This window comes from Stutzerimonas chloritidismutans, from assembly GCF_020783375.1.
Lineage (GTDB): Bacteria > Pseudomonadota > Gammaproteobacteria > Pseudomonadales > Pseudomonadaceae > Stutzerimonas > Stutzerimonas kunmingensis.
On the sequence record NZ_CP086067.1, the window covers coordinates 2465407 to 2487360 of the forward strand.

Below are 21954 nucleotides of genomic sequence, written 5' to 3' on the forward strand. Positions count from 1 at the left end.
CTGCGACGAGTCATAGCGGGCTATAGAGGAGCAGCAACGCAGTATCGGGGCCATCGGCGCGAAATTGACAAACTGAACTTGCCAAACAGGCCACTGATGGCACCTGCAAGGCACCGAACGGTCCAAGTTGTTCTAGAATGCGCGGCATGCCCTTTCAGGATGTCGTGACATGATCAATGCCAAGCTGTTGCAACTGGTTATCGAAGCCTCCAACGACGGAATCGTGGTCGCCGAACAGGAAGGCGATGACAACATCCTGATCTACGCCAACCCAGCGTTCGAGCGGCTGACCGGCTATGCGGTCGACGACATCCTCTACCGCGACTGCCGCTTCCTGCAAGGCGAGGACCGCGACCAGCCGGCCCTGCAGGCCATTCGCGAGGCGGTTAAGAACAACCAGCCGTGCCGCCAGATCATCCGCAACTACCGCAAGGACGGCACACCGTTCTGGAACGAGCTTTCCATCACGCCGGTGTTCAACGAGGCCGATCAGCTGACCTACTTCATCGGCATCCAGAAGAACGTCACCGCCGAGGTCGATGCCCTGCAACGTGTCGAAGCGCTGGAAGCCGAGATTCGCGAACTGAAGGCGAAGCTCGCGCAGAACTGAGCACGCCGCCCGGCCCGCGTCCGGCGGGCCATTGGCTCAACGATGGGGTAGCGCTGCGCCCTCAAGTACCCGGACAACCCTACCTAAGTGCCGTTACTCGGTAGCGGTGGATATGGGATACTGGCAAATCGCCATTTCACCATCCTGCAGTGGGCGGTTGCGCCCTAGGATTCTGTCTTGACTCTCAATGCCGTCGTACAGAACGCGGTCATGCTGCTCGCGTTGTGCTGGCTGCTGGCCTTTACCACCCGCAGCTGGAACCGGAGCGGTCAGCTCTCTGCTCAATTGCTCGCCGGACTCTGGTTCGGCAGCGCCTGCATCATCGGCATGCTGATCACGAGCGTCGGCCACACCGGGATCATCCTCGATGCGCGCACCGTGGTGCTAAGCATGGCCGGGTTGTTCGGCGGGCCGCTGGTGGCCACGATCGCCGGCACCCTGGCCGGCGCCTACCGCCTCTGGCTGGGCGGGCCCGGTGTGGTACCGGGGCTGGCGAACGTGGTGTTGCCGATCGCGCTCGGACTCGCCTACTGCTGTGCATATCGCAAGCGCCTGGTCGGCATCGGCTTCTGGCAACTGCTCGCCTTCGGCCTGCTGCTGCACCTCTGCGCCGTGGGACTGATCGCACTGCTGCTGCCCAGCGGCCTTGCCGCCGCCGCGGTACGGGAAGTCGCCTTGCCAGCGCTTTTGGCGCTGCCCATCGCCACCGCGACCCTCGGCGTCCTGCTCAAGGATCTGCTGGAGCGCGACAAGACCGAGCAGGCCCTGCGCTTCAGCGAAGCTAGGCTGCGCGCCATCACCCAGGCCATGCCCGATCTGCTCATGGTGCTCGACGAGGATGGCCGCTACCTGGAAATCCTCTGCGCCGAACGGAGCCTGCTATATGACGATCCGGGCAAGCTGCTCGGTCGCCGCCTGCACGACGTCATGCCCGAAGAGGAAGAACGTCGCTTCCTCGACTTCATCCAGCTGACGCTGAACAGCGATGTTCCGCAGCTGATCGAATACTGCCTGCCGACTCAGGGTGGCCTCAAGGTGTTCGAAGGCCGCGCGCTGCCGCTGGAGCAGCCGGAAGGACAGAAGCGTGCGGTGGTCTGGCTGAGCCGCGATATCACCGAACGGGTGAACACCGAGCTGGAGCGCAGGATCGCCGCCATCGCCTTCGAATCGCAGCAGGGCATGCTGATTACCGACGCGCAGAACCGCATCCTGCGGGTCAACCGGGCTTTCACCCGCATCAGCGGCTACAGCCCCGCCGAAGCCATCGGTCAGACCACCGCTCTGCTCGCGTCCGGCAAGCACGGCCCGGAGTTCTATCGCAGCATGTGGTCGAGCATTGAAACCACCGGCGTATGGGAAGGCGAAATCTGGAACCGGCGCAAGAGTGGCGAGATATTTCCCGAATGGCTGACCGTCAGCGCGGTGCGCAACGCGCTCGGAGAAGTGACTCACTATGTCGCCGCCTTTACCGACATCACCGATCGTAAGGCGGCCGAAGAGCGAATTCATAATCTGGCGTTCTACGATCCGCTGACCGGTCTGCCCAACCGCCGGCTGCTGCTCGACCGCCTGCACCAGGCCATGGCCGCCAGCCGCCGCGGCAATCAGCTGGGCGCGCTGATGTTCATCGACCTGGACAACTTCAAGAACATCAACGACCTGCACGGGCACCAGACCGGCGACCAGGTGCTGCGCATCGCCGCCGAACGTCTGCATGCCGAGGTGCGCGCCAGCGACACGGTGGCGCGCCTGGGTGGCGACGAGTTCGTGGTGATGCTGGAGAACCTCGGTGATGACCCGCTACGCGCGGCGGGCCAGGCCGAGCACATCGGCATGAAGCTGCTGAACTCGCTGGATCGGCCGTATCGCCTGGCCGATCTCGCGCTGTACAGCAGCGCCAGTATCGGCGTGGTGCTGTTCGGTGCCGAAGCCAGCAGCAGCGACGAGCTGATGAAGCGCGCCGACATGTCGATGTACGAAGCGAAGATTTCCGGCAAGAACGCCCTGCGCTTCTTCGACCCGCGCATGCAGCTGGCCGTGCAGGAACGGTTGCGTCTGGAGGAAGAGATTCGCCTGGGCTTGAAGAACGGCGAATTCATACTCAATTTCCAGCCGCAGCTGGAGCAGACCGAAGGCATCATTGGCGCCGAGGCGCTGGTGCGCTGGCAGCACCCGCTGCGCGGTCTGCTTACTCCGGCGGCATTCATCGCGCAGGCCGAACACGCCGGTCTGATCCACACTCTCGATCAACAGGTGCTGGCCCAGGCCTGCGCACAACTGGCGCGCTGGGCCGAAACGCCGGAATTCGCCCACCTCAGCCTCTCGGTCAACCTCAGTGCACACCTGCTGTACCAGGACAATTTCGTCGAGGGGGTGCTCGAGCTGCTGGAAAGGAGCGGTGCCGATCCGGCCCGGCTGAAGCTGGAGCTGACCGAAACGCTGCTGCTGGACAACATGCCCGAAGCGATCGCCCGCATGACGCGGCTCAAGCAGCACGGCATCCGTTTCGCCATCGACGACTTCGGTACCGGCTATTCCTCGATGAGCTATCTCCAGCAGCTGCCGCTGGATCAGCTGAAGATCGATCAGACCTTCATTCGCCGCCTGCCGGACGACAGCAGCAGCCTGACCATCGTCCGGGCCATCTGCGCACTGGCGACCGGCCTGGGCCTGGAGGTCATCGCCGAAGGCGTCGAAAGCGAGCCACAACGGGGGATGCTGCTCGCCAATGGCTGCCATCGCTATCAGGGTTATCTGTTCGGCAGACCGCTATCGGCAGATGCCTTCGAGGAGCTGGTTCGCGCCACCGAGGCGGACGACGGCGTGACAGCCTGACGTGGGACGCATCGCCGCGCGATGCGTCCCCGAGCCTGCGGTCAGAGCGCCAGAGGCGCGCGCCCGCAGAGTGTCACCAGCGCCTTTACCCAATCCTCGTGGGTATTCAGACAGGGCACCAGCACCAGTTCCTCGCCACCCGCCTCGATGAACTGTTCACGACCGCGATCGCCGATCTCCTCGAGGGTTTCGATGCAGTCGGCGACGAAAGCCGGGCACATCACCAGCAGCTTCTTCACGCCCTGCTGCGCCAGCTCGTCGAGACGCGTCTCGGTGTAGGGCTCGATCCACTTGGCGCGGCCGAGGCGCGACTGGAAGGACACTGACCACTGATCGTCACGCAACCCGGCCTGCGCCGCGAAGCCGGCGGCGGTGCGCATGCACTGCGCGCGGTAGCAGCTGGCGAGTACCTCGCCCTCGGCACGCTGGCAGCAATCATCGCTCTTCAGGCAGTGCGCGCCGGTTGGATCGGTCTTGTGCAGGTGACGCTCGGGCAGCCCGTGGAAACTCAGCAGCAGATGATCGAAATCCTGTTGCAGATGCGGCCTGGCACTGGCGACCAGCGCGTCGAGGTACTCCGGCTGGTCGTAGAACGGCTGCAGGATCGACAACTGCAGAGACAGTCCGCGCTCGCGGATGACCCGGCGCGCTTCCTGAATGACCGTCGTCGTGGTGCTGTCGGCGAACTGCGGATAAAGCGGCGCCAGGGTGACCTGGGTGATGCCCTGCCCGGCCAGACGCGTCAGCGTGGTCTCAATGGAGGGCTCGCCGTAGCGCATCGCCAGCTCCACCGGGCCCTGCGTCCAGTGCGGACGTACCGCCTCGTGCAGACGGCGGCTCAGCACCACCAGCGGCGAACCTTCCGGCCACCAGATCGAGGCGTAGGCATGCGCCGATTGCTCGGGGCGCTTGATCAAGATCAGCGAGACCAGCAGGCGCCGCAACGGCCACGGCAGATCGATCACGTACGGATCCATCAGAAACTGGTTGAGGTAGCGGCGTACATCAGCGACTTCCGTGGAGGCCGGCGAACCCAGATTGACCAACAACAACGCCTGCTCTGTCATGCAACTTTCCTGACTACTGTTTTTAAGGTTGCGCCGTACCCCAAGCGGGGGGCGCGCTATTTTCACACAGGGCGCACCCTTCAGGGGGGCGTCAATAGGTCGGCCAGGGCTGAATCCAGATCGTTGAAACGGAAGCGGAAACCTTCCGCCTCGGCCCTCTGCGGCAACGCATGTTGCCCCCCGAGCAGCAATCCGGCCAACTCGCCGAGCAGGGGCTTGAGCACCGCTGCCGGGACTGGCAATACCGTTGGGCGATGCAGGCAGCGGCCAAGGCTGCGCGTGAACTCGACGTTGCGCACTGGAGCCGGCGCACAGGCATTGTAAGGCCCGCTTGCCGCCGGCTGGCGCAGAAGAAAATCAATCAGGGCGATCTGGTCTTCGATATGAATCCACGGCATCCATTGTCGACCATCGCCGATGCGCCCGCCCAAACCAAGCCTGAATGGCGGCAGCAACCGCTGGAGAAAGCCGCCGTCACGCGCCAGCACCAGCCCGGTACGCACCAGCACCACACGCATTCCCAGCACTGTTGCCTCCATCGCGCGCTCTTCCCAGGCATTGCATAGCTGGCTGGCAAAATCGGTGGAGACCGGCTGATCGGCTTCGGTCAGGCGGTGCTCACCACCGTCGCCGTACCAACCCACAGCGGAACCGGAGATCAGCAGCGCCGGTTTCTGCTCGCGCCGGCCCAGCCACTCGACCAGCTGTTCGGTGAGCTTGACCCGACTGTCCCAAAGCAACGCCTTGCGCGACTTGGTCCATGGCCGATCGGCGATGGGGGCGCCGGCCAGATTGACCACCGCGTCCAGCGCCACGGCATCCAGCTGCTGCAAGCTGCCCACACCCTGCACTTCGGCACCACACAACGCGGCAACGCGTTGCGGCGTGCGACTCCATACCCACAGCCGATGCCCGTCCGCCAGCCAGCGCCGACACAACGCGCGGCCTATCAGCCCGGTACCGCCCGTCAACAAGATGTTCATGGTGAGCTCCTGGCGCGCAGCCATTGCGCGGGTTTGACGACTTGCTTGAAAGCATACACCTATACACAGGCACATGAACCGTACAGCATTTTCACGCCACCGCTTCAGCTGAGCCAATGGCGCACATCAGGCCGGCCGACAAGCGCTGTAGATCGCTCAGCCACCAAAACCCCCCTCCGTACGCGGCGACAACTATCCAAAGCCACTCGCTGACAATATTTGTACAGGATTATGCACTTAGTTGTACATCATGTATTGACTTGTACAATACCAAGATTATGATGGCCACAAGTTGTACAGAAAACCAACTTGTACAAGACGAGGTCGCCATCATGCACACCAAGCTCCCCACGCCCAAGATTGGAATCAGCGCCTGCCTGCTTGGTAATCCGGTGCGTTTCAACGGTGGCCACAAGGAATCACGCCTGTGCAGCGAAACCCTGGCGCAGCACTTCGAGTTCGTGCCGGTGTGCCCGGAGGTTGCCATCGGCCTTGGCACACCTCGCGAGCCGATCCGCCTGGTCGGTGACACCGACGCACCAAAGGCTGTCGGCACCGTACGTCCCGAGCTGGATGTCACCGAAGCCCTCGCCGCCTACGGTCGGCAGATCGCCGAGCAGTTGCACGACATCAACGGCTACATCCTTATGCAGAAATCGCCGTCCTGCGGCATGGAGCGGGTCAAGGTCTATGCCGCCAACGGCCATACCCAGCCCGGAGGTGGTAGCGGCGTGTTCGCCCAGGCGCTGATGCAGGCCTGTCCGGATCTGCCGGTCGAAGAGGACGGTCGACTGAACGATGCCGTGCTGCGCGAAAACTTCCTCACCCGCGTCTATGCCCATGCCGACTGGCAGCGCCTGCGCCAGGCCGGCCTCAGCCGCCGGGCCATCGTCGATTTCCACTCGCGCTACAAGTACCAGCTGATGGCGAGCAACCCGCTGCAGTACAAGGTGCTCGGCCGGCTGGTCGCGCAACTGGCGGAACACTCGCTGGAAGAGTTCGCACCGCAGTACTTCAGCCTGCTGATGCAGGCGCTGAAGAAGCCGGCCACCCGCGGTACCCACTGCAACGTGCTGCTGCATCTGAGCGGTTACCTCAAGGACGCGCTTGGCGCGGAGGACCGCCGCGAGATGCGCCACCTCATCGATCAGTATCGCGCCGGCGTCATTCCGCTGGTGGTGCCGCTGACCCTGCTCAAGCACCACTTCCGTCGGCATCCCGATCATTACGTCGCACGCCAGGCCTACATGCAGCCGCATCCCGAAACCCTCAGCCTGCGCAACGGAATCTGAACATGAATGAATCAACGGACCTGACGCAGCTGACGGCCGACGGCCTCCTGCCGATCCGCGAAGTGGCGCGCATCACCGGCGTCAACGCCGTGACCCTGCGTGCCTGGGAGCGCCGTTACGGGCTGATCGTCCCGCTGCGCACGCCCAAGGGTCATCGGCTGTACGAAGAAGCACATATCCAGCGCATCCGCGACATCCTCACCTGGCTCAATCGCGGCGTTTCGGTCAGCCAGATCAAGCCGCTGCTGGACACCACCACGCCGCCGGAGCTGCCCAGGCAGAACCAGTGGTCGGAGCTGCTCGAAGAGCTGCTGCAGGCCATCGACCACCTCAGCGAACGACGCCTGGACGATGCCTTCAACCGGGCCATGGCGCTGTATCCGCCGCGCACGCTCTGCCAGCACCTGCTGCATCCACTGCTCGAGGCACTCGAACAGCGCTGGCAGGGCCAGTACGGTGCAGCGGTGGAGCGGGCGCTGGTTCATTCCTGGCTGCGCAGCAAACTGGCGACGCGCATCTATTTCAACAACCGGCAGCAGGTCGGGCGTCCGCTGTTGCTCGCCAATCTGGATAACGAGTCCTTCGCACCCGGTCTGTGGTTGACCGCCTGGCTCGTCTCCAGCACCGACTGCCCAGTTGAAGTCGTCGAGTGGCCGGTACCGCTAAACGAGCTGAACCTGGCGATGGAGCGCATCCTGCCGCGCGCCCTGTTGCTCTATGCGAGCAACAGCCTGCCGGGCAACTGCCTGCAACGCGACCTGCCGCGTCTGATCGTGCAAAGCGTCGCGCCGCTCTGTGTGGCCGGGCCGGCCGTTCATATCCATGCACCCGAGCTGCACCGACATCGCGGGCTGATGCTCGCTGAGGGTCCCCTCGGCGCCCTGCAGCAGCTGCATGGCGCCGGCCTGCTGCCCGGTAGCGAAGGGAGTGCGTCATGACCCAGCTGCTCTGGCTGCGCAGCGATCTGCGCACAAGCGACAACACCGCCCTCGCGGCTGCGATGGCTTGCGGCCCTACCGTGGCGCTGTATCTGGTCACTCCGGGCCAATGGCTCGCCCACGACGATGCCCCCTGCAAAGTCGACTTCTGGCTGCGTAACCTCGCCGAGCTGTCGACGCGGCTGGGCGCGCTCAACGTCCCGCTGCTGATTCGCGAGGTCGATGATTGGCAGGCGGTACCCGACGCGCTGCTGAAGGTCTGCCGCGAACAGGGCGTGCAGCGGCTGCATTACAACGACGAGTACGGGGTAAACGAGCAGCGCCGCGATCAGGCAGTTACCACGCATCTGGAAGCGGCCGGCATCAGCGTGCGCGGCCATCTCGACCAGCTGCTGTTCACTCCGGGCAGCGTACAGACGCAGTCGGGCAGCTACTTCAAGGTGTTCAGCCAGTTCCGCAAGGCCTGCCTCGCCCACCTGAGCGTATCGCTGCCAGCCTGCGAGCCGGTGCCTGCGGCCCAGGCGCCGCTGGGTATCACCAGTGACGCGATACCCACGACGGTCACCGGTTTTCCGCGACCCACGGACTATCTGCGCGCGCTCTGGCCAGCCGGCGAAGCCTTCGCCCAACGCCGCCTGGCAGCGTTCGTCGAGGACGACCTGAACGAATACCACCAGCGCCGCGACCTGCCCGCCGAGCCCGGCACCAGCCAGCTGTCGGCCTACCTCGCCGCCGGCGTCATTTCCATCCGCCAGTGCCTGCACGCGGCGCTTGGCTACAACCAGGGCGAGCTGGACAGCGGCAGCACCGGCGTCACCACCTGGATCAACGAACTGCTCTGGCGCGAGTTCTACAAGCACATCCTGGTCGGCTATCCGCGGGTGTCCATGTACCGCGCCTTCCGCCCGGAAACCGAGGCACTGCCCTGGCGGCGCGCGCCGTACGAGCTGGAAGCATGGCAGCAGGGCCGCACGGGCTTTCCGATCATCGATGCGGCCATGCGCCAGATGCAGGAAACCGGCTGGATGCACAACCGTCTGCGCATGGTCGTCGCCATGTTCCTCAGCAAGAACCTGCTGATCGACTGGCGTGAGGGCGAGCGCTGGTTCATGCGCCACCTGATAGACGGCGACCTGGCCGCCAACAATGGCGGCTGGCAATGGAGCGCGTCCACCGGCACGGATTCGGTGCCCTACTTCCGCCTGTTCAATCCGATCAGCCAGTCGCAACGCTTCGACCCGGACGGGCAGTTCCTGCGCCGCTGGCTTCCCGAGCTGCAGCACCTGAGCAGGCGCGACGTGCATAACCCGTCGGCGCACCGCAGCCTGTTCGGCGTAACCGAGTACCCCGCCCCCATCGTCGACCTCGGCGCCAGCCGGGCGCGGGCGCTGGATGCCTTCCGCAACCTGCCGGATGCGCAAGCATGAGCGGCTTCCTGCAGTCTTTCGCCTGCGAGTTCGCCCGCCTCGACGCGAGCAATCTCGACCGCCTGCGCGACCTCTACAGCGCCGACGTGCACTTCACCGACCCGCTGCATGAGGTCTGCGGGCTCGTCGAGCTGGAGCGCTATTTCAGCGAGCTGTATGCCAACGTCGAGCATCTGCATTTCGAGTTCATCAGCCACGACGAGGTATGCGACGGCCAGGGCTATCTGCGCTGGATCATGAGTTACCGACATCCGCGGCTGAACGGCGGCAAGCTGATCAGCCTCGAAGGCTGCTCGCTGCTGCGCTGGAACGGCGCCGGCAAGGTCGTCCGTCACCGCGACTACTTCGATGCCGGTGCCCTGCTCTATCAGCATGTGCCCCTGCTCGGCACGGCCATTCGCTGGCTGCAGCGGAGGCTCGCGTGAACCTCTCGCGACGTATCTGGCTGACCGGCGCCAGCAGTGGCATCGGCTTGGAACTGGCACGTCAGCTGCTCGCCGACGGGCACTGCCTGGCGCTGTCGGCACGCCGCGCCGAGCCGCTGCAGGCCTTTGCCCGGCGCTACCCGGGGCGTGTGCTGGTGTTGCCCGGCGATCTCACCGACAGCGAACAGGTGCGCGACATCGGCGCCGCCATCCAGATGCAATGGGGCGCGCTGGACAGCGTAATCCTCAATGCCGGAACCTGCGAATACATCGATGCCGGCCGATTCGACGCGGCGCTGCTGGAGCGCGTGATGGGCGCCAACGTGCTCGCCGTCGGCTACTGCATCGAGGCGGCACTGCCACTGCTGCGCCAAGGGGTGCGCCCGCATCTGGTCGGTGTCGGCAGCTCGGTGACCTGGCTGCCGCTGCCGCGTGCCGGGGCCTACGGCGCATCCAAGGCGGCGCTGCGCTACCTGCTCGAATCGCTGCGTCTGGATCTGGCCAACGAAGGCATCGACGTCACCCTCGTCAGCCCGGGGTTCGTCGATACACCGCTGACCCGTCGCAACGACTTTCCCATGCCAATGAGCTGGCCGGCGGACAAGGCCGCACGGCAGATCGCCCGACGGCTGGAACGCCGCCCGCTGCACATCGCGTTTCCGGCGCCGTTCATCGCCGTACTGCGCCTGCTCTCACTGCTGCCCGCACGCCTGCAATTCGCCCTCGGCCGGCGACTGGCGCGTACGCCTCTCAAGGAAGGATAACCATGAAAATCGCCATCATCGGCAGCGGTATTGCCGGACTTACCTGTGCGCATCTGCTGTCCCGTCAGCACCAGGTCGCGGTGTTCGAATCGGCCAGCTGGATCGGCGGCCACACCCATACCGTGGACTTCCGTCTGCACGGCCGGGACTACGCGGTGGACACCGGCTTCATCGTCTTCAATGACTGGACCTACCCCAACTTCATCAAGTTGCTGGACAAGCTCGGAGTGCGCTACAAGCCGACCGAAATGAGCTTTTCGGTGAGCGATCCGCTCAGCGACCTGGAATACAACGGCCACGATCTCAACACGTTGTTCGCCCAGCGCAGCAACCTGTTCTCGCCACCGTTCTGGGGCATGATCCGCGACATCCTGCGCTTCAACCGCGAAGCGCTTGACGACTACAAGCACGGCCGCCTCGGTGCCCACGTCACCCTGGGTACCTATCTCGAGCTGGGCCGCTACAGCCAGCGCTTTATCGATCACTACATCGTGCCGATGGGCGCAGCGATCTGGTCGATGTCGCTGGCCGACATGCTGGAATTCCCGGTGGAATTCTTCATCCGCTTCTTCAAGAACCACGGGCTGCTGTCGGTGAGCGATCGCCCACAGTGGTACGTCGTCGAAGGCGGCTCCAGCGCCTATGTATCGCCACTGACGCGGGGTTTCAGCCAGCACATCCGTCTCAACTGCCCGGTGTTCGAGGTGCTGCGCGATGAGCACGGCGTAACGATCCAGAGCCCGGCCGGTGCCGAGCGTTTCGACAAGGTGATCTTCGCCTGTCACAGCGACCAGGCGCTGAGCCTGCTGGCCGAACCGAGCCGGGTCGAACGAGAGATCCTCGGAGCCATCGGCTACGCCGCAAACGACGTGGTGCTACACACCGATACGCGCCTGCTGCCCAAGCGTCGCCGCGCCTGGGCCAGCTGGAACTACCGCCTCGGTGGGCCGACCACGCAGCAGGCCGCGGTGACCTACAACATGAACATCCTGCAGGGCATCGAGTCGCCGGAAACCTTCTGCGTCAGCCTCAACCAGAGCGAAGCGATCGATCCGGACCTGATCCTCGCGCGCTTCTCCTACGCCCACCCGCAATACAGCCTGGCCGGCATCGCCGCGCAGACCCGTGCCGACGAACTCCTCGGCGCCCGGCACAGCTACTTTTGTGGTGCCTACTGGGGCAATGGCTTCCACGAGGACGGTGTGGTCAGCGCGTTGCGCGTCGCCGCCGCCTTCGGAGAGTCGCTGTGAGCAGCGCCATCGTGCACAGCGCGCTGTACAGCGGCTGGGTGCAGCACCGGCGCTTCGCGCCGCGGGCTCATGCGTTCAGCTATCGCATGGGGTTGCTGTACCTCGACCTGGCCGAACAGGACGCCGTGCTCGGGCTTTCGCCCCTGAGTGGGCGTGCCCGCTTCGCCGCATTTTCCTTCCGCGAGCGCGACTACCTGCCGCAATACACCAGCCAGGGCATCGCGCTGGCCGACGCGGTCCGCCAGCGGGTCAGTGAAGCCCTCGGGCGGCCGGTCACCGGTGCCGTGCGCCTGCTGACCCAGCCGCGCAGCTGGGGGCTGTGCTTCAACCCGGTCAGCTTCTTCTATTGCTTCGACGAACAGGAACAGCTGACCGCGGTGCTCTGCGAAGTCAGCAACACCCCCTGGCGCGAGCGTTATCACTACGTGCTGCCGGCATCCGGCAATCGCAACCTGCGCTGCACGGTGGCGAAGACCTTCCACGTCTCGCCGTTCCTGCCCGGCGAGCTGGAATACCGCATGCGCTTCAACCCGCCGGGACGACGCATCGGCGTGCACATGGAGGACTGGCAGGGCGAGCAGAAGCTGTTTGACGCCACCCTCGGTCTGCAACGCCAGGCGCTGACTTGCGGCGCGGTGCACCGCTACCTGCTCGGCTTCCCCTGGATGACCGCCAAGACCCTGCTCGCCATCTACTGGCAGGCGCTGCGCCTGCTGCTCAAGCGCACACCGATCTTCACCCATCAGCCCGCTACCACGGCGTACGGGCTGGCCGTCACGCAACCCACCGGAGCCCGCCATGAAGAGCCCTAGCCTGACCGTCAAAGTCCGTCCGCTGGCGGGCATGGGACTGGCCAGCAGCCTGCTGCGCCGTACCGTGCTGAATCAGCTCGAACACCTGCGCCACGGGTTGCTGAGACTGCAACACGGCGATGTCTGCCAGCAGTTCGGCGATCTGGCGAGCCCGCTCAAGGCAGAAATTCATATAACCGACAGTGCCGCCTGGGGCCTGATCGCCGCGCGCGGCTCGATCGGCGCCGGCGAAGCCTACATTCACGGCTACTGGCACAGCCCGGACCTGACCGCGGTGATCCGCCTGTTCGTCGCCAACATGGACGTGCTCGACAACATCGAGCGCGGCAGCCTGGCGCTGTTCGGCCAGCCGGTGATCAAGGCGTTGCACTGGTTCAACCGCAACACCCGCAGCGGCTCACAGCGCAACATCGCCGCCCATTACGACCTCGGCAACGAGCTCTTCGAGCAGTTTCTCGACCCGACCATGATGTACTCGGCGGCAATGTTCACCAGCCCCGAACAGGATCTGGAACAGGCCCAGCTGCACAAGCTCGAACGCATCTGCGAAAAGCTCGACCTGCAGCCCGAGGACCATCTGCTGGAGATTGGTACCGGCTGGGGAAGCATGGCGCTCTATGCCGCCATCCACCGTGGCTGCCGGGTGACCACCACCACGCTGTCGCGCGAACAGTTCGCCTACACCCAGCGGCGCATCGAAGAACAGGGCCTGCAGGACCGCATCACCCTGCTGCTCAAGGACTATCGCGATCTCGACGGTCAGTTCGACAAGCTGGTGTCCATCGAAATGATCGAAGCGGTCGGCCACGACTTCCTGCCGACTTACTTCCGACAGTGCTCGCGGCTGCTCAAGGACGACGGGCTGATGCTGCTGCAAGCCATCACCATTCGCGACCAGCGCTACGAACAGGCGCGCCGCAGCGTCGACTTCATCCAGCGCTACATCTTCCCCGGCGGTGCCCTGCCCTCCATGCAGCGCATGCTCAATATCGTAGCCAGCGACTCGGACATGAACCTGCTGCACATGGAGGACTTCGGCGAACACTACGCGCGCACCCTGCGCCTGTGGCACGAGAACTTCCGCCGCGCCCGCGGCGAGCTGGAGCGCCACGGTTACGACGACTATTTCTACCGGCTCTGGGAGTTCTACCTGTGCTACTGCGAGGGCGGCTTCATCGAGCGCGCCATCGGCACCGCACAGCTGCTGCTGGCCAAACCGGGCGCTCGTCGGAAACCGCTCTACGACGGATCAAGCGCGGCATGAGGCGCCCGATAACAGGAGTGCGGACTTTCACCCGGAGTCATCCATGAACAGCGAAAGCGTCACGCTGCAAGCGCATTACCTCAAGGCCGATCGCATCATGCTGGGTGTGATCTGGTTTCTGGTCGCCTACTCGTTCGGCGTGGCGGCTTTCCATGGCACTTGGGCGCAAGCACTGGTCATCGGCGGGCTGACCGGCGTGGCGGTAACTGCGCTGTACATGCTGATCCCTGGTCAACGTCTGCTGCGCTGCCTGATCGGCGCCGCATTCATGGTGTTCTCCGCGCTGCATATCAACCAGGCACACGGCATGCTGGAGATGCATTTCGGCATCTTCGCCCTGTTGGCGTTTCTGGTGTATTACCGCGACTGGCTGCCCATCGTGGTCGCTGCACTGACCATCGCCGTGCACCACCTGAGCTTTTTCGCCCTGCAACAACAGGGCACCGACGTATTCCTGATGCCCGATGGCAACTGGGGCGAGGTATTCCTGCATGCGTTCTACGTGGTGCTGGAAAGCGCAATCCTGGTCTATCTGGCAATCCGTGCCGCCGCCGAGGCCCGCGAAGGCGAAGCGCTGCTCGGCGCTGCCGCCGCCATCACCGCGCGTCCCGAACGCATCGATCTGAGCTACCGCAGCCAGGTCAGCGGGCCGGTCACCCAGCGCTTCAATCAACTGCTCGACCAGCTGGGCGATCTGGTCGGCGCCGTGGTACGCGACACCGCGGGGCTGGGCGGCACCGCTGCCAACCTCAGCGAGGCAACCCGCCAGCTGCGTGACGGTGCCAGCCGCCAACTGGATGAGACTGCCTACATGGTCGAAGCCATGCAGCAGATGACCGTAGCCATCGATGACGTCGCCGGCCACGCCGATCGCGCGGCGCAGGCTGCCCAGGGTGCCAGCCAGAAGGCCGGCCAGGGCCGCAGCGCGGTCAGCGGCGTGCGCAGCGAGATCGGCACCCTTGCCGAACACATCGAAGGCACCGACCGCGTGGTTCAGGACCTGGCGGCGCAATCGGAGCAGATCGACCGCGTGTTGGAGGTTATCCGTACCATCGCCGAACAGACCAACCTGCTCGCCCTCAATGCCGCCATCGAGGCCGCACGAGCAGGGGAACAGGGTCGCGGGTTCGCCGTGGTCGCCGACGAGGTGCGCAATCTGGCGCAGAAGACCGCAGCTTCCACCACCGAGATCCAGGGCATCATCAGCCGCCTGCAGCAAGGCAGTCGCAAGGCCACCGAAGCGATGCAGAACAGCCGCGACAGCGTGGCCCGTTGCGTGAGCAGCAGCCAGGACACCACCGCCCTGCTGGACGCCATCGCCAGCGAGATCGAGGGCATCAGCCAGATGAACGAAATGATTGCCGCCGCGACCCACGAACAGACCGCGGTTTCAGCCGATATGGGGCGTCATCTGCAGAGCGTGCAGCAGGTCGCCGAGCGTAACGCAGGGGACGCCAGCGAGCTGGATAACGATGGTCGTCAGCTGCACGAGCTGGCCGGTCGCCTCGGCAGCCTCAGCAGCCGCTTCACCGTGCGGTGAAGCGGCGGAGCCAGTCAGCGCCGCCGGCGCCCGGCCGAATGACCAATCGCCATTGCGTTTGGCTGTTCGAAGGCCGCACACACCGCCGGCACCAGTAGCCGAGCGTGGCGCGGGATTTCCAGCCCGCTGTCGTCCAGCACGATCACCCCGTCGACATGCAGTTGCTGCAGCGCGGGCCAATGCCGCGCATAACGCTGCCGCACATCCACGCCGCTATGCAGCGTGAGCGCGTCGAAATCCAGCGCGAAGGTGCAGCGCAGGTGTTCGAGCAGCAACTGGTGCAGCGGATCGACATGGCTGGCGTGCAGACCGCAAATGCTCGGTAGCTGGTCCTGGTCGAGCGCCTGCTGATAGGCCTGCGCGGTGCTGGCGTTCTGACAATAAAGGCCATCGACCCGGCTTATCGCGCCCACCCCGAACCCCAGGTGATCGCATTCACCGTGCAGGGTGTAGCCATGGATATCGTGGTGCAGCGCGCCGATCTCCTGAGCCATCGCCAGATCGTCGTGAGGCAGGACGAACTTGCCCAGCCCGATGTAGCGGTAGCCGGCGGCGCTGAGCTGCTCGACACCATGGCGGTACATCGCCAGCGTATCGGCCACCGAAGCCAGGCCGAGGCGCGCGGGATTGGAAGCGACCAGAGGCGCGTCGCGGTAATCGAACATCGTCACCTGATCGGGCGCCAGCTCGATGATCGACGCCAACTTGCGCGCGAAGCTGGCCGGCGTCTGCCAGGACCTGCCGTAGCCAAGATCCAGATTCACCGAGCGGTAATGCAACGCATGGGCGGCTTCGATCACCGCGCGGATGCGCGCCGAGCTGCGGAAATATTCGACCGTGCTGCCGTCGTCCGCGCGCAGATCGGGCACCGCGACGCTGAGCTGGTTGAAGCCGAGCTCGTGCAGCGCGCCAATCAGCGGCCAGTCGACATGAGCCAGCTCGACTTCAGCGAGAAAGCTGCCGGCATGGGAATCGACGAAACTGAAACGGCTTCTGAGCAGCGTCATCAGTTCTCGTAACGCGGCGATGCCCAGCGTGCCGGTGCTCAGCCGCAATTGCTCGACCTGCTGCAGCGGCCCGGCATGGCAACCGAGCTGTTCGATCTCGCGGTGCAGCCGCAGCTGATAGGCCGCGGCCTCGCCAGGCTGCAGCTCGACGCCACCGGGCTGGTGAATGGATATCGACAGCGGGCGGCCGGCGCGACGCCCCTCGCGCAACGCACGCAGCAGATCCAGCGGGGCGATCCGGTCGCTGAAATCGGCCGCAGCCGGATAGGTGCAGTGCCTCTGCCCGATCTGTCCGTAGCGTTGTACCAGCGCGTCGTCCCAGGTCACTGAGCCAAGCATGAGAGCCTCCCGGCTGCGAATATCGCGTCTGTTGCTTTACGCGGCATCATCCGCGAGCCGCTGCGGGCGACGTTGACGTCCGTCAAGTAGGTGACAGATGGCCACGGCGAGCAGCCGGACGGTCAGAACTCCGACGCGAAACACGATGTGCTGCTTGAACAACCGCCCCTCGCGAACGCCGTTCGACCAGCCGACGTTTTGAAAAAGCCCGCAGCACGATGGTATTGATAGTGCGCCATCCATGCACCCCGGAGCCCGAACGTGATTCCAGCGTCCCTGATTTCCGCCCTGCGCTCCGCGCGCCATGTCGTCGTGTTCACCGGTGCCGGCGTTTCCGCCGAGAGCGGCATCCCGACCTTCCGCGACGCGCTGACCGGTTTATGGGAGCGTTTCGATCCGGGCGAGCTGGCCACACCCGAAGCGTTTCGCCGCGATCCGGCGCTGGTCTGGGGCTGGTATGAATGGCGGCGCATGCGCGTCCTCCAGTCCCAGCCGAATCCTGCTCATCTGGCCATCGCCGACCTCGCGCGCCACGTACCGCAACTGACGCTGATCACGCAGAACGTCGACGACCTGCACGAGCGTGCCGGCAGCGAGGATGTCATTCACCTGCACGGCAGCCTGCACCGACCGCGCTGTTTCGCCTGCGCCCGCGAGCCAGCCGAACCGCTGCCGGCTGCCGACGAGCCCGAAGGTGGTCGTCGCCTCGAACCGCCTCGATGCAGCCACTGCGGCGGACGACTGCGCCCTGGCGTCGTCTGGTTCGGCGAGAGCCTGCCCGTCGCTGCACTCAGTGCCGCGTTCCAGGCGGCCGGCGAATGCGACCTGCTACTGTCGGTCGGTACCTCCGGCGTGGTCTACCCAGCAGCTGAAGTGCCTCACCGAGCGCGCGACGCCGGTGCCACCGTGGTGCACATCAACCCACAGGGCGAGGCACCCGGCAGCGACCGCGAACACCTGCTTGCGCTGCCCGCCGGCAAGGCACTGCCCGAATTGCTCCGCGAGGCGTTTGGCGCCTGATGCAGAAACAATCTGCGCCCTGCCTCGGGACCTGATCGCCCCAAAGCGGGGATCGTGCGCGCACCGCCGCACTGTTCTGGTTCAAGCCTGCCGCGCTCAGGTCGCAGTCACGGAGGCTGATCGCTCAGCATCCGAGCGACCAGGCACCGCGCAACACCGCGCAATCGCGCGCCTTACAGCCGCAAATCCATGCTGCCGGACAAGCTGGCATACAACCTGCAACCACCCTGACAACACCTGCCGCCTCGCGGCAGGACGTCCCAGACGGTCAGCGGCGACCGTCAAGCCAACAGGCGCGGGACCGGGTGTAGCAGGCAACGAGGCCTGACCGACCACCCCACACACCACTAATTACCAGGCAAAGGCGCCTGGAGCTGATACCAGCTCCAGGCGCCTTTTTGCGTTTTGCCGGCCCAGTGCCGCAGCAGCTCGACTGAGGAAAGGCCATGAGTTCTACCGTCACTCCGCTCACGCACGAAAAACTGGTCATCGTCGGCAACGGCATGGTCGGTCACCACTGCATCGAACAGCTGATCGAGCGCGGCGCCCTCACCCGCTACGAGCTGCATGTGTTCGGCGAGGAGCGCCAGCGTGCCTACGATCGCGTGCACCTGTCCGAATACTTCGGCGGTCGCGATGCCGAGTCGCTGGCCATGTGCGAGGCTGACTACTACAGCAGCCACGGCGTCTACACCCATCTGGGCGTACAGGTGCTGGGTATCGACCGCGAACGTAAGGAGGTCGTTACCAGTTCCGGCCGCCAGCCCTACGACCAACTGATTCTTGCCACCGGCTCCTACCCCTTCGTGCCACCGATCAGCGGTGCCGAAGGCAGCGCGCGGCTGGTCTACCGCACCCTCGACGACCTTGATGCGATTCGTGCGGCCGCCAGCGGCGCCACGCGCGGTGTGGTGGTTGGTGGCGGTCTGCTCGGCCTGGAAGCGGCCAACGCGCTGAAGTCGCTCGGCCTGGAAGCCCATGTCGTCGAATTCGCCCCGCGCCTGATGCCGGTGCAACTGGACGGCGAAGGCGGCGCGGCATTGAAGGCGCGCATCGAGGCGCTGGGCGTCGGCGTGCACCTGTCGCGCGCCACCCAGGAGATCGTTACCGGCGAGGACTACGCCTGGCGGATGAACTTCACCGACGGCGAATTCCTCGAAACCGACCTGATCGTGTTTTCCGCCGGCATCCGCCCGCAGGACGCCCTCGGCCATGTCGCGGAGCTGGAGATCGCTCCGCGCGGCGGCATCGTGATCGACAGCGAATGCCGCACCTCGGACCCGGCGATCTTCGCCATCGGCGAGTGCGCCAGCTGGAACGGCAGCGTGTTCGGCCTGGTCGCGCCCGGCTACAGCATGGCGCGCAGTGTCGCCGCGCAGCTGGCCGAGGAACCGCACGAGCCCTTCTACGGCGCCGACATGTCGACCAAGCTCAAGCTGCTCGGCGTCGACGTCGGTTCCATCGGGGATGCCCACGGCGCCACACCCGGCTCGCGCAGTTACCGTTTCATCGACGAGGCCAGTGCCAGCTACCGTCGACTGGTGGTATCCGCCGATGGCAAGACCGTGCTCGGCGCGGTACTGGTCGGTGACAACAGCTACTACGACACGCTGCTGCAGTACGCGCAGAACGGCATCAAGCTGCCGGCCGATCCGTCCGCGCTGATCCTGCCGCAGACCGAGGGCGCTCCGACCCTTGGGCCGGACGCCCTGCCGGCCAGCGCGACCATCTGTTCCTGTCACAACGTCAGCAAGGGCGCGGTGTGCTGCCAGGTCGAGGCCGGCGTCACCGATCTCGGCGAACTCAAGGCCGCAACCAAGGCAGCTACCGGTTGCGGCGGTTGCAACGCCCTGCTCAAGCTGGTGTTCGATTCCGAACTGGCGGCGCGCGGCGTGGCGGTGGACAAGAGCCTGTGCGAGCACTTCGCCTACACCCGTCAGGAGCTCTACGGCATCGTCCGCGTCGAGGGCATCCAGAGCTTCGCCGAACTGCTGGCCAAGCACGGCCGTGGCCATGTCGGCTGCGACATCTGCAAGCCGACGGTGGGTTCGATCCTCGCCTCCTGCTGGAACCAGCCGATCACCGATCCGGCGCTGATTCCGCTGCAGGACACCAACGACACCTTCATGGCCAACATGCAGAAGAACGGCACCTACTCGGTGGTGCCGCGCATTCCAGGCGGCGAGATCACCCCCGAGGGGCTGATCGCCATCGGCCAGGTGGCGAAGAAATACGACCTCTACACCAAGATCACCGGGGGCCAGCGCATCGACCTGTTCGGCGCCCAGCTGCACGAGCTGCCGGACATCTGGGGCGAGCTGATCGCCGCCGGTTTCGAGACCGGTCACGCCTACGGCAAGAGCCTGCGCACGGTGAAATCCTGCGTGGGCAGCACCTGGTGCCGCTACGGCGTGCAGGACAGCGTCGGCATGGCGCTGCGTCTCGAGGACCGCTACAAGGGCCTGCGTGCACCGCACAAGATCAAGTTCGCCGTATCCGGTTGCACCCGCGAATGCGCCGAGGCGCAGAGCAAGGACATCGGCGTGATCGCCACCGACAAGGGCTGGAACCTCTATGTCTGCGGTAACGGCGGCATGCGACCGCGGCATGCCGAGCTGTTCGCCACCGACCTCGACGATGAAGCGCTGATCCGCACCATCGACCGCGTGCTGATGTTCTACGTACGCACCGCCGACAAGCTGCAGCGCACCTCGGTCTGGCGCGAAAGTCTGGAAGGCGGCCTGGACTACCTGAAGGACGTCATCCTCGACGACAGCCTGGGTCTTGCCGCCGAGCTGGAAAGCCAGATGCAGCACGTGGTCGACAGCTACCAGTGCGAATGGGCCAATGCCATCAGCGACCCGGAAAAGCTCAAGCGCTTCCGCACCTTCGTCAACGACGGCCGCGGCGACCCCGACATCCACTTCGTCAAGGAGCGCGGCCAGCGTCGGCCGGTGCGCGCCAGCGAACTTCACCTGATCCCACTTACCCAGGAGGTGCTCTGATGAGCCAGTCCAACGTCGTTCGTCTCGACTCCCGTTCCGCAGCCCCGGCGGCCTGGCAGGCACTGTGCAGCCGTGCCGATCTGGTCGCCAATTCCGGTGTAGTGGCCTGGCACGAAGGCGCCCAGGTGGCGCTGTTCCACCTGCCCGACAACGCCGAAGGCGAGCAGCTGTTCGCCATCGACAATCGCGACCCCAAGTCCGGCGCCAACGTCATCGGCCGCGGCATCGTCGGCAACGTCAAGGGTGAGCTGGTGATCGCTTCGCCGTTGTACAAGCAGCATTTCCGCCTGCAAGACGGCAGCTGCATGGAATACCCCGAACAAAGCCTGCGCGTCTGGCCGGTGCGTCTGGAGGGAGACGAGGTGCAAATCGCCGTTGGCTGATCGCCGCCGTTCACTCGCGCGGCTCACCGCTCCCAAACCGTACCGATCCGCGGGAGCAGCCCTGGCCGCGAACCTGACCTCAATTCGCCAGCAATTCACATCGCTCAGCCAGCGCCCCGCGACCGCCGTCGGGGGCTTGGCCCCTTACTGCCATTCAGAGAGACCGCCATGTCCTACATCATCCCCTCCGAGTTCGTCACCAAGATGGTGGACGCCGGTGAATCGAAGATCTTCATGTCCACCCGCGACACACTGATCCGCGCCTTCATGGCTGGCGCCATCCTCTCCCTCGCCGCGGTGTTCGCCGTGGCCGTGACCGTGCAGACCGGCTCGCCGCTGGTCGGCGCGATGCTGTTTCCGGTCGGCTTCATCATGCTTTACCTGATGGGCTTCGACCTGCTCACAGGGGTATTCATGCTCACCCCGCTGGCCCTGCTGGACCGCCGCCCGGGCGTGACCGTGAATGGCATCCTGCGCAACTGGGGCTGGGTATTTCTCGGCAACTTCGCCGGCGCACTGGTGGTCGCCTTCATGATGGCCTTCGTCTTCACCATGGGCTTTTCCACCGACCCGGGGCCGATCGGCGAGAAGATCTCGCACATTGGTGAGGACCGCACCCTGGGCTACGCCGAGTTCGGCGCGGCGGGTTGGGCGACCATCTTTCTACGCGGCATGCTGTGCAACTGGATGGTCTCGATGGGCGTGGTCGGCGCGATGATCTCCACCTCGGTCAGCGGCAAAGTCATCGCCATGTGGATGCCGATCATGCTGTTCTTCTTCATGGGCTTCGAGCATTCGGTGGTGAACATGTTTCTGTTCCCCTCGGCGATGATCATGGGCGGCGACTTCTCGGTGATGGATTACATGCTCTGGAACGAGATCCCCACCGCGCTGGGCAACCTGGTCGGCGGCCTGGCCTTCACCGGCCTGACGCTCTACACCACCCACGTGCGCACCGCACCCAAGCGCACCGTCTACTGACCCTGGAGTGAA

Annotated in this window: 18 protein-coding genes; 15 read left to right on the forward strand and 3 right to left on the reverse strand. The window is 65.0% G+C overall.

Features of this window, described 5'->3' with window-relative positions; genetic code table 11:
* Nucleotides 1–169 precede the first annotated feature (169 nt).
* Together LLJ08_RS11420 and LLJ08_RS11425 are read left to right on the forward strand one after the other, a co-directional pair.
* Nucleotides 170–610: a PAS sensor domain-containing protein gene (locus LLJ08_RS11420; RefSeq protein ID WP_014820379.1), complete on the forward strand. Its 441-nt coding sequence runs from the start codon at nucleotides 170–172 to the stop codon at nucleotides 608–610.
* Nucleotides 611–787: 177 nt separating this feature from the next.
* Nucleotides 788–3445 (forward strand): EAL domain-containing protein, encoded by a 2658-nt coding sequence (locus LLJ08_RS11425; protein ID WP_228207052.1) that lies wholly within the window; start codon nucleotides 788–790, stop codon nucleotides 3443–3445.
* 41 nt (nucleotides 3446–3486) lie between these two features.
* Here the strand turns inward: LLJ08_RS11425 and hemH are convergent, their stop codons facing one another.
* Together hemH and LLJ08_RS11435 are read right to left on the reverse strand one after the other, a co-directional pair.
* On the reverse strand, nucleotides 3487–4512 hold the full coding sequence (hemH, locus tag LLJ08_RS11430) for a ferrochelatase (protein WP_228207053.1): 1026 nt from the start codon (nucleotides 4510–4512) through the stop codon (nucleotides 3487–3489).
* A gap of 80 nt (nucleotides 4513–4592) precedes the next feature.
* Nucleotides 4593–5495, reverse strand: coding sequence for a TIGR01777 family oxidoreductase (locus LLJ08_RS11435; RefSeq protein ID WP_228207054.1), 903 nt, complete (start codon nucleotides 5493–5495; stop codon nucleotides 4593–4595).
* Nucleotides 5496–5827: 332 nt separating this feature from the next.
* Between LLJ08_RS11435 and LLJ08_RS11440 the strand changes: the two genes are divergently transcribed.
* From LLJ08_RS11440 to LLJ08_RS11480, 9 genes are read left to right on the forward strand one after another with little or no spacing between them, the layout of a single operon-like run.
* Nucleotides 5828–6787: a YbgA family protein gene (locus LLJ08_RS11440; RefSeq protein ID WP_228207055.1), complete on the forward strand. Its 960-nt coding sequence runs from the start codon at nucleotides 5828–5830 to the stop codon at nucleotides 6785–6787.
* Between the two features lie 2 nt (nucleotides 6788–6789).
* Nucleotides 6790–7725, forward strand: coding sequence for a MerR family transcriptional regulator (locus LLJ08_RS11445; protein WP_228207056.1), 936 nt, complete (start codon nucleotides 6790–6792; stop codon nucleotides 7723–7725).
* On the forward strand, nucleotides 7722–9152 hold the full coding sequence (gene phrB / locus LLJ08_RS11450; protein ID WP_228207057.1) for a deoxyribodipyrimidine photo-lyase: 1431 nt from the start codon (nucleotides 7722–7724) through the stop codon (nucleotides 9150–9152). Before LLJ08_RS11445 ends, phrB begins: the two co-directional genes overlap by 4 nt.
* Nucleotides 9149–9577 carry a nuclear transport factor 2 family protein gene (locus tag LLJ08_RS11455; protein ID WP_228207058.1) on the forward strand — a complete coding sequence of 143 codons (429 nt, stop codon included), beginning with the start codon at nucleotides 9149–9151 and terminating at the stop codon, nucleotides 9575–9577. Before phrB ends, LLJ08_RS11455 begins: the two co-directional genes overlap by 4 nt.
* Nucleotides 9574–10341 (forward strand): SDR family NAD(P)-dependent oxidoreductase, encoded by a 768-nt coding sequence (locus tag LLJ08_RS11460; RefSeq protein WP_228207059.1) that lies wholly within the window; start codon nucleotides 9574–9576, stop codon nucleotides 10339–10341. The genes LLJ08_RS11455 and LLJ08_RS11460 overlap by 4 nt, the downstream gene beginning before the upstream one ends.
* Before the next feature lie 2 nt (nucleotides 10342–10343).
* A complete protein-coding gene (locus tag LLJ08_RS11465) occupies nucleotides 10344–11591 on the forward strand; it encodes an NAD(P)/FAD-dependent oxidoreductase (RefSeq protein ID WP_221103822.1) in 1248 nt (415 codons plus the stop codon).
* Nucleotides 11592–11602: 11 nt separating this feature from the next.
* Nucleotides 11603–12403, forward strand: a complete 801-nt coding sequence (locus LLJ08_RS11470) for a DUF1365 domain-containing protein (protein ID WP_180982700.1) — start codon at nucleotides 11603–11605, stop codon at nucleotides 12401–12403.
* Nucleotides 12390–13667, forward strand: coding sequence for an SAM-dependent methyltransferase (locus LLJ08_RS11475; RefSeq protein ID WP_023443719.1), 1278 nt, complete (start codon nucleotides 12390–12392; stop codon nucleotides 13665–13667). The genes LLJ08_RS11470 and LLJ08_RS11475 overlap by 14 nt, the downstream gene beginning before the upstream one ends.
* Nucleotides 13668–13710: 43 nt before the next feature.
* Nucleotides 13711–15207, forward strand: coding sequence for a methyl-accepting chemotaxis protein (locus tag LLJ08_RS11480; protein ID WP_014820391.1), 1497 nt, complete (start codon nucleotides 13711–13713; stop codon nucleotides 15205–15207).
* A gap of 14 nt (nucleotides 15208–15221) precedes the next feature.
* On the opposite strand, the gene LLJ08_RS11485 is transcribed toward LLJ08_RS11480, so the two are convergent.
* Nucleotides 15222–16553 (reverse strand): oxygen-independent coproporphyrinogen III oxidase, encoded by a 1332-nt coding sequence (locus tag LLJ08_RS11485; protein ID WP_228207060.1) that lies wholly within the window; start codon nucleotides 16551–16553, stop codon nucleotides 15222–15224.
* A 261-nt stretch (nucleotides 16554–16814) separates the two neighbouring features.
* Here LLJ08_RS11485 and LLJ08_RS11490 point away from each other — a divergent pair, with 261 nt between their 5' ends.
* The 4 genes from LLJ08_RS11490 to LLJ08_RS11505 all read left to right on the forward strand — a co-directional run bounded on the left by LLJ08_RS11490 (nucleotide 16815) and on the right by LLJ08_RS11505 (nucleotide 21942).
* The gene (locus LLJ08_RS11490; protein WP_228207061.1) at nucleotides 16815–17573 is read left to right on the forward strand and encodes an SIR2 family NAD-dependent protein deacylase; all 759 of its coding nucleotides are present in this window, start codon (nucleotides 16815–16817) and stop codon (nucleotides 17571–17573) included.
* A 446-nt stretch (nucleotides 17574–18019) separates the two neighbouring features.
* The gene (gene nirB / locus LLJ08_RS11495) at nucleotides 18020–20578 is read left to right on the forward strand and encodes a nitrite reductase large subunit NirB (RefSeq protein ID WP_228207062.1); all 2559 of its coding nucleotides are present in this window, start codon (nucleotides 18020–18022) and stop codon (nucleotides 20576–20578) included.
* Entirely contained in the window at nucleotides 20578–20961 is a 384-nt protein-coding gene (gene nirD, locus LLJ08_RS11500; RefSeq protein ID WP_228207063.1) for a nitrite reductase small subunit NirD, read from the forward strand. Before nirB ends, nirD begins: the two co-directional genes overlap by 1 nt.
* A gap of 168 nt (nucleotides 20962–21129) precedes the next feature.
* Entirely contained in the window at nucleotides 21130–21942 is an 813-nt protein-coding gene (locus LLJ08_RS11505) for a formate/nitrite transporter family protein (protein ID WP_041014032.1), read from the forward strand.
* The last annotated feature ends 12 nt before the right edge of the window (nucleotides 21943–21954 follow it).

What these genes read in the sequence shown, in the direction of transcription:
- LLJ08_RS11485 (WP_228207060.1), bottom strand. Translation starts at nt 16,553, where the DNA reads ATGCTTGGCTCAGTGACCTGGGACGACGCGCTGGTACAACGCTACGGA.
- phrB (WP_228207057.1), top strand. Translation starts at nt 7,722, where the DNA reads ATGACCCAGCTGCTCTGGCTGCGCAGCGATCTGCGCACAAGCGACAAC.
- LLJ08_RS11465 (WP_221103822.1), top strand. Translation starts at nt 10,344, where the DNA reads ATGAAAATCGCCATCATCGGCAGCGGTATTGCCGGACTTACCTGTGCG.
- hemH (WP_228207053.1), bottom strand. Translation starts at nt 4,512, where the DNA reads ATGACAGAGCAGGCGTTGTTGTTGGTCAATCTGGGTTCGCCGGCCTCC.
- nirB (WP_228207062.1), top strand. Translation starts at nt 18,020, where the DNA reads ATGAGTTCTACCGTCACTCCGCTCACGCACGAAAAACTGGTCATCGTC.
- nirD (WP_228207063.1), top strand. Translation starts at nt 20,578, where the DNA reads ATGAGCCAGTCCAACGTCGTTCGTCTCGACTCCCGTTCCGCAGCCCCG.
- LLJ08_RS11440 (WP_228207055.1), top strand. Translation starts at nt 5,828, where the DNA reads ATGCACACCAAGCTCCCCACGCCCAAGATTGGAATCAGCGCCTGCCTG.
- LLJ08_RS11420 (WP_014820379.1), top strand. Translation starts at nt 170, where the DNA reads ATGATCAATGCCAAGCTGTTGCAACTGGTTATCGAAGCCTCCAACGAC.
- LLJ08_RS11435 (WP_228207054.1), bottom strand. Translation starts at nt 5,495, where the DNA reads ATGAACATCTTGTTGACGGGCGGTACCGGGCTGATAGGCCGCGCGTTG.
- LLJ08_RS11455 (WP_228207058.1), top strand. Translation starts at nt 9,149, where the DNA reads ATGAGCGGCTTCCTGCAGTCTTTCGCCTGCGAGTTCGCCCGCCTCGAC.
- LLJ08_RS11445 (WP_228207056.1), top strand. Translation starts at nt 6,790, where the DNA reads ATGAATGAATCAACGGACCTGACGCAGCTGACGGCCGACGGCCTCCTG.
- LLJ08_RS11475 (WP_023443719.1), top strand. Translation starts at nt 12,390, where the DNA reads ATGAAGAGCCCTAGCCTGACCGTCAAAGTCCGTCCGCTGGCGGGCATG.
- LLJ08_RS11480 (WP_014820391.1), top strand. Translation starts at nt 13,711, where the DNA reads ATGAACAGCGAAAGCGTCACGCTGCAAGCGCATTACCTCAAGGCCGAT.
- LLJ08_RS11505 (WP_041014032.1), top strand. Translation starts at nt 21,130, where the DNA reads ATGTCCTACATCATCCCCTCCGAGTTCGTCACCAAGATGGTGGACGCC.